At 43.7% G+C, this 6,630-nt stretch carries 8 protein-coding genes; 4 read left to right on the plus strand and 4 right to left on the minus strand.

The annotated features are described in order from the left end of the window. The first annotated feature begins 93 nt into the window (after positions 1-93). The 4 genes from ACLFWI_RS24180 (at position 94) to ACLFWI_RS24195 (ending at position 1,937) form a co-directional block, all read left to right on the plus strand. Positions 94-330, plus strand: coding sequence for a hypothetical protein (locus ACLFWI_RS24180; RefSeq protein ID WP_446415041.1), 237 nt, complete (start codon positions 94-96; stop codon positions 328-330). An 83-nt stretch (positions 331-413) separates the two neighbouring features. Further along, a complete protein-coding gene (locus ACLFWI_RS24185) occupies positions 414-932 on the plus strand; it encodes an HNH endonuclease (RefSeq protein ID WP_446415042.1) in 519 nt (172 codons plus the stop codon). Between the two features lie 16 nt (positions 933-948). Continuing rightward, the gene (locus ACLFWI_RS24190; protein ID WP_446409917.1) at positions 949-1,338 is read left to right on the plus strand and encodes an alr0857 family protein; all 390 of its coding nucleotides are present in this window, start codon (positions 949-951) and stop codon (positions 1,336-1,338) included. An 89-nt stretch (positions 1,339-1,427) separates the two neighbouring features. Next, complete coding sequence (locus ACLFWI_RS24195) at positions 1,428-1,937, plus strand: hypothetical protein (protein WP_446415043.1); 510 nt, start codon at positions 1,428-1,430, stop codon at positions 1,935-1,937. A 141-nt stretch (positions 1,938-2,078) separates the two neighbouring features. On the opposite strand, the gene ACLFWI_RS24200 is transcribed toward ACLFWI_RS24195, so the two are convergent. From ACLFWI_RS24200 to urtE, 4 genes are all read right to left on the minus strand, one after another. Then, entirely contained in the window at positions 2,079-2,573 is a 495-nt protein-coding gene (locus ACLFWI_RS24200) for a gluconokinase (RefSeq protein WP_446415044.1), read from the minus strand. Positions 2,574-2,774: 201 nt separating this feature from the next. After that, complete coding sequence (locus tag ACLFWI_RS24205; RefSeq protein WP_446409914.1) at positions 2,775-3,023, minus strand: hypothetical protein; 249 nt, start codon at positions 3,021-3,023, stop codon at positions 2,775-2,777. Positions 3,024-3,165: 142 nt separating this feature from the next. After that, positions 3,166-4,944, minus strand: coding sequence for an ATP-binding protein (locus ACLFWI_RS24210; protein ID WP_446415045.1), 1,779 nt, complete (start codon positions 4,942-4,944; stop codon positions 3,166-3,168). A gap of 468 nt (positions 4,945-5,412) precedes the next feature. Then, entirely contained in the window at positions 5,413-6,114 is a 702-nt protein-coding gene (urtE, locus tag ACLFWI_RS24215) for an urea ABC transporter ATP-binding subunit UrtE (protein ID WP_446415046.1), read from the minus strand. Between the last annotated feature and the right edge of the window lie 516 nt (positions 6,115-6,630).

The following is a 6,630-nucleotide window of genomic DNA, read 5'->3' on the forward strand; positions in this document are numbered from 1 at the left end:
CAGTCCGTATCATGTTTTTTTCCTCAACTATGTGGACAGGTTCGTAATACAAGTGTAGTATTTAAACAGCAGTATTGAAACAAATTACCTTCTGTGAGCCTTCATCTATCCTTCTCCACCCCTTACCCTGATACCAGTCGCCTCGGCGATTGGCAGTCAGCAGGTTTGTCGGTGGAGTTTTTTATTGGGGATGGATATGACTCAATAGAACCCGGTACAGCGCAAATCAGAACCCGATATAACGTTGAAGCCGAGCATTTAACCAGTATCAATCCAAAACCAGATCACAACAGCGGGAGGTACAGGCGCATCCAAGCCGTACCGATATAGGACGAGAAAACCATACCGTTTTTCCACTCCCCCGCTCTGACGTAAACAGCAGCGGGGTTTCTTTATCCCAAGGAGTAAAAAGCGTGACGAGTGTAACTAAAGGATTAAGGCATTCAGTGGTGGTGTTCTCCAAGAACTACCTCCCTCTGAGTCGAGTCAATATGAAGCGGGCGGTGACGCTCCTGGTGACTGGGAAAGCCGAACCGCTAGATTGGTTGAAGGGTCAAGGATATCCGGTGCATTCACCCAGCCTAGTCTTACTGGTTCCCGAACAGATTCGCTTGACCAAAGCCAATTGCGATCGCGTCTGGAAAGTCCCGCCCGTGAATCGCCGTGAAGTCTTACGTCGAGACAAGCATCGTTGCCAATACTGTGGTAGTAGCAAACGACTGACTCTCGACCACGTTATCCCCCGTTCTAAGGGTGGAAACCATCGTTGGGACAATGTAGTTACTGCCTGCGAACCGTGCAATAGTCGAAAAGGCGATCGCACACCCCAGCAAGCGGGAATGACTCTACTCACCCAGCCCAAAGCGCCTATGCATCCCACTGTGGCTTTTGCCGAACAGTTCTGGCGCCAACAGCACGTACACCTGGAATAATAGGAGATATCAGGTCATGCTGAAACTTACCTACACCGAAAATAGCTTTTACCTCGATCATCTAGCGGGTTCTCTAGAGGAATGGGTGACGGCACGAGTCATGTTGGCGCTGCGAGCCGCATCCAGCCTCTGGGTTGAATCTAGCACCGCATCGTTTTTACTACCCGCTGATATGCCTTACTTGGCTGACTTAGAAAAGGCGGTTCGGCAACAAACAATCGATGAGATTTCTCTATCTATTTGTGATGCAGATTATATCGAAGTTACCTTGAAAGGCACTTGGATGACATCCAATCCCGATGGTGAAGAGGGTGTGTTTGTAGTCAAGTTAAGCGATCGCACCGAGTTTTTTCTCTGCAAGCTGTGGCAGGATTCTCAAACTTATGCCTCTGTTACTAATGAATAAGCGAGGGCGCACGACTTATAGTGCGCCTTTTCTGTATAGTTTTTTTTGGGCTAAAGTGATGCTGATAACCTTGCCAAAGAAATAGAGCCATGAATACCAAGGTACTACTCCCATTCTTAATCACCACGTTACTGGTGGGTGGATCGGCAACACCGGGAATCGGGCGGGCTGAACCCTCGATTCAAGTCGCCCAATCCCTCGGAAAACCTTTCTCTTCAGCCGCAGAAAATTTCACGGTTTTAATGCCTGGTACACCTCGCCAAAATCAGGACATTAATACTGAAAAAGAAAAATATTTACCGAATTCCTTCCGACTGGCGGGAGGTGGTACAGGAACAATCACTCCGGGAGACGCTACAGGAACAGTCAGTCGCCCTGCAGGGAACCTCAATGCCCAATTACGACAAGCTATCTGTACCCAAAACTGGTCACAAGCGATTAATGTGGTTAATCGGATGCTCGGTCTGATTAACGAACCAGACGTTCGGCAACAGCTACTGGATTATAGACAGAAATTACAAGGCTTTGCCAGTTCCGATTCAGTGGTTCCAGCGAGTGAGTTACCCGATTGTTCGCTGGGAACTGGGGAAGGTAATTAGTTCATGGTTCATGGTGCATGGTTCATGGTTCATGGTTCATGGTGCATGGTTCATGGTGCATGGTTCATGGTTCATGGTTCATGGTAACAATTAACAATGAACAATCAACAATCAACAATCAACAATCAACAATCAACAAATTTAGGCAATGTCCAGCTTATCGATCACACTCTGAACAATTACCTCTGGAGAGTGGGAAGCGTCAATATAAATGGCTTCAGTGGGAGTCGGTTCTTCTAAGGTTTCAAATTGACTTTGTAGCAGGCTTTCCTTCATAAAGTGATTCTGGCGATGTTTGAGCCGTTTATAAATGAGTTCAAAGCTACCTTGCAGGTAAATAAACTGGACTCGGGAATCTTGAAGATGTAAAACTTGACGATAACTTGACTTGAGAGCAGAACAGGCTAATACTGTATTTTTACCTGCTATTAACCACTGATCCATTGCCGATCGCATCGCCTCTAACCAGGGTTGTCTGTCTTGATCGTTGAGGGGGATTGCCTGTTTCATTTTCTCTTTTGCGGCTTGAGTATGAAAATCATCAGCATCCCGAAATTGCCATCCCAAGCGTTGAGCTAAGGCTTGACCTACCCTGGATTTGCCAGAGCCAGAAACTCCCATCACAATTATAATCATTTCTCAGTGTATAATAATTGAGGGTAACTATATTTTTTATCCGACAAATTAGGTAATTATAGACATTATTGGAATGGGCGCATAGCGATGCGCCCCTACCGGATTGGATATCAAGTTTTGCCCGTTTCCTGGCTTTAATCATCGGAGTTGCACCCTGAATCCTGGGTTTCCTGATTACCAGAATGTGCTGGAGTACCATCGTTAACTCCAAGGTTCATGTTCCTCGCCAATCATCCGATTCGCGATCGCTCTCCATACATACGCCAAACCTGTTCTGGATAAGAGGTTAGTCTGAGCAATGATATAGTCAGCCAGATGACTGGTAGCGGATATGACAATTAACCCCGATTCTTCTCCCAGTAACCGTTCTACTAATTCAGCTTTTTCATCTGTTGATAAAGTATTTGCTGCTTGCCAAACCGTATCTACAGGAGTAGACTGATCGTTCATTGGTATTAAGTCGCGTTCATACATTGTTTTACTTTTCCTCATACAACTAAGAAGATTATAGGAATCATACCAGTTCAACGAAACCGTGGATCTACTGAGAACTTATAGTTATCGGTGAGAGCAAACTGTATAATCTACGGAATTACCCCGACTTAATCGGTAAACTGACGACAAACTCTGAACCTTGATTCAATTCTGAAATTACCTTAATTTTTCCTTTATGTTTCTCAATAATCTGATAGGAGATAGCTAAACCCATCCCTGTTCCTTTGCCAACGGGCTTGGTGGTGAAAAAAGGATCGAATATTTTAGGTTTTATGTCTGGAGGAATCCCCGAACCTGTATCCTGAATTGTGATTTCAACGTGATCAGCATTAACCTGCTGGGTTTGAATTAAAATCTGCCGTTTCGCCAAACCTGACTCAATACTGAGTTCATCGATGGCATTATTGATAATATTCATAAACACTTGATTAAGTTGTGCTGGATAGCACTCAATTAAAGGAATTTGTCCATACTGTTTAATCACCTCGATATTTTGAGTCAGGCGAGAATTTAGAATTAAAAGTGTATTGTCAATCCCTTCATGAAGATCGACTTGTTTCATTTCCGCCTCATCTAGGCGAGAGAAGTTTCGCAAGGATAGGATGATTTGGCGAATGCGTTCAGTTCCCACTTGCATGGAGTTCATAATTTTGGGTAAATCTTCACGGATAAACTGCAAATCAATTTCGTTAAGTTTAGTTTTAATCTCCGCTGAAGGATGGGGATACTGCTGCTGATACAGATGTAAAAGTTCGAGAAGATCATGGGTATAATCTTGGGTGTATGTCAGATTGCCATAAATAAAATTAACCGGATTATTAATTTCATGGGCAAGTCCAGCCACCATCCGTCCCAAACTGGACATTTTTTCACTTTGAATCAGTTGCGCTTGGGCTTGCTGTAAGTCGCGAATTTGCGTAGCTACTCGTTGAATAAGATGATTCAGAGACGTGGCTAATACTCCAATTTCATCCTCAGTTGTCACGGGGGCTTGTAGGTCAAAATTGCCGTCCCGGGTGGCTTGTTCGGCGACACGGGTTACGGCTTGAATTGGACGTGCGATCGCACGACTGGTATAGATAGCTAAAACAGCGGAAATTCCTATCGATAGCATCATACTCCCCGCAATGATGCTAGCCCGTAATATCTTGGCTGCCTTAAATTTAGCCTTTGCCTGCTGTTGTTGAATTTCAGTTAAGCGAATAATTTCGTCTAGATTGGCGGAAATTGTTTCAAATTTGGGTATCAAGTCTTCCTGCAAATTTTTTAGTAAAAATGATTTAACGGCTTGATCCTGATTAATCGTAATAGTTTCATAGTTGATTTTTTCTAAAAGAGAGCGGACATTTTGATGATATATATTTAAACCCTGATCGCAATCATTCAACAGGGCTTTAGACTGGAGAGTATAACTAGAATAACCGATGGGTAATTTGCGATTATTATTTAAATGGGATTTTAATTTTGATAATTGACTATTAGCTTGGATTAGATTTTCATTTAATTCAATAACATTTTCAACTTTTATGGTTTGATTTAAGGACAAATATTTTAACCGTTCTTGGTATAATTTGATATCAAAAAAACTTTCTTCTAAATCAGCCATAAGATCCAGCCGTTCCTGAGTAATTTCTACTGACTCTCTGGCGCGATCATCATAATGTTCTCCCATGATTAATCCTGTCGCCGTTCCTAAAACAGCAATACTCACCGCTAAAAAATAGCCAGAACCAATTTTTTGATGAATACTCCAACGACGGCTGATACGATTGATCCAGAGTCCAGGATTAGCAAACAGATGAAAGCGACGCGATGGCGGGGAAGGAGTCGCGACACCTGGATGGTTAGAAATAATACCTGATTCTGAGTGATGCATAAGGCAAACACGATACTGTCATTTGTCTTTCGCGGCTGGATACCTCGTCCATACTTTGTATGGGCGGGGTAGTTGACTGTTTTACTATAGACAAAGCACCCTTTGCCTCTCCAAGGTAAAATTTTTAGATGTCAATCCTGTGAATTTGATGTTTCAGTCATAACACAATTGGGGATTCGTCCTTTGTTGATTGTTTATGGTTGATGGTTTATGGTTGATGGTTCATGGTTCATGGTTCATGGTTCATGGTTCATGGTTCATGGTTCATTGTTCATGGTTCATGGTTCATGGTTCATGGTTCATTGTTCATTGTTGATGGGTAATCCTCTTCCCCTGCTTCCCCTGCTTCCAGACGCGCCATGGCACGTCTCTACATTGCTTCCCCTGCTTCCCCATCTTCCCCATCTTCCCATCTACCTCATCTCTCCCTGTTAAGAGTTCCCTTTCCCGGTTAAGAGTTCCCTAAAACTAAACTGCTAAAAACCGCTGAATCACTTGCTGACTCAATTCGCTGGTTGAACCTGATGCGACAATACCTCCCTTCTGCATCGCGTAGTACCAATCCGCTTGTCGCACAAAATGTAGATGCTGTTCTACTAGAAGCACAGAAATGCCTGTAGACTTGACAATCTGGCGGATAGCGGCTTCAATTTCTAAGATAATCGAAGGTTGAATTCCTTCGGTGGGTTCATCTAACACCAGTAATCGAGGTTTCCCCATTAACGCCCGCGCGATCGCAAGTTGTTGCTGTTGTCCTCCACTTAAGTCTCCGCCCATGCGAGATAGCATGGATTCTAACACGGGGAATAATCTGAAAATTTCTTCGGGAATCTCGGCTTTGTTCCCTCTACCCCGACGACAGGCTTCCAACCCCAGCAACAGATTTTCTTTTACCGTTAAGCGCGGAATAATCTCCCGCCCTTGGGGAACATAACCAATTCCTAATTTTGCCCGTTGATCGGGAGATTTATGGGTAATTAGTTGCTCGGCTAAGGTAATTGTACCTGTTCGAGGTTTGAGCAACCCCATAATCGTTTTCAGTAGCGTCGTTTTGCCTACGCCGTTGCGTCCAATCAGGCAAACCATTTGTCCGACGGGTACAGTTAAATCCACATCCCGCAGGATGTGACTTTCGCCATAGTAAACATTCACATCCCTAATTTGCAGCATTAGCTGAGTTGAGGATTGATGATCGATTTTAGATATTACTTGGTCAGTTTGACTCATAGCTAGAAGTGTTGGATTAGTATTCTTAGTGTAGTGCAGCATCGCTCAAACATTAAGTAGGTGGACAAAATAAAAGCTAACGGTGGAGATTGTCATTCGTCTTATGTCATACTCGCTTTCCGAAAAGAAGCAAGCTACGTCTTTTGTAAGGGTTTGAGGCTTATTTACCAAACAAGCGTGAGCGTGCCGTTTTCTTTTATCCGACTACTTATTGAGGAGTGCTAAGTTTAGGAACTATCTTAGAGCATCGCTGGGTGTAACAACAGTTCGCGATCGCAAGACGTAAAAATTATGCCCTGAGCGTCGTCTAAAAGTCAACTGTAGCGGCATATTTAGGGACAATCGTAGGGGCATATTTAGGGACAACTGTAGCGGCATATTTAGGGACAATCGTAGGGGCATATTTAGGGACAATCGTAGGGGCATATTTAGGGACAATCGTAGGGGCGGGTTTAGGGA

This window comes from Coleofasciculus sp., assembly GCF_046539235.1.
In the GTDB taxonomy this organism is placed as follows: Bacteria; Cyanobacteriota; Cyanobacteriia; order Cyanobacteriales; family Coleofasciculaceae; genus Coleofasciculus.

Coding starts and splice junctions, on each gene's coding strand:
- urtE (WP_446415046.1), bottom strand. CDS start 6,114: ATGCTGCAAATTAGGGATGTGAATGTTTACTATGGCGAAAGTCACATC.
- ACLFWI_RS24210 (WP_446415045.1), bottom strand. CDS start 4,944: ATGCATCACTCAGAATCAGGTATTATTTCTAACCATCCAGGTGTCGCG.
- ACLFWI_RS24200 (WP_446415044.1), bottom strand. CDS start 2,573: ATGATTATAATTGTGATGGGAGTTTCTGGCTCTGGCAAATCCAGGGTA.
- ACLFWI_RS24205 (WP_446409914.1), bottom strand. CDS start 3,023: ATGAACGATCAGTCTACTCCTGTAGATACGGTTTGGCAAGCAGCAAAT.
- ACLFWI_RS24190 (WP_446409917.1), top strand. CDS start 949: ATGCTGAAACTTACCTACACCGAAAATAGCTTTTACCTCGATCATCTA.
- ACLFWI_RS24195 (WP_446415043.1), top strand. CDS start 1,428: ATGAATACCAAGGTACTACTCCCATTCTTAATCACCACGTTACTGGTG.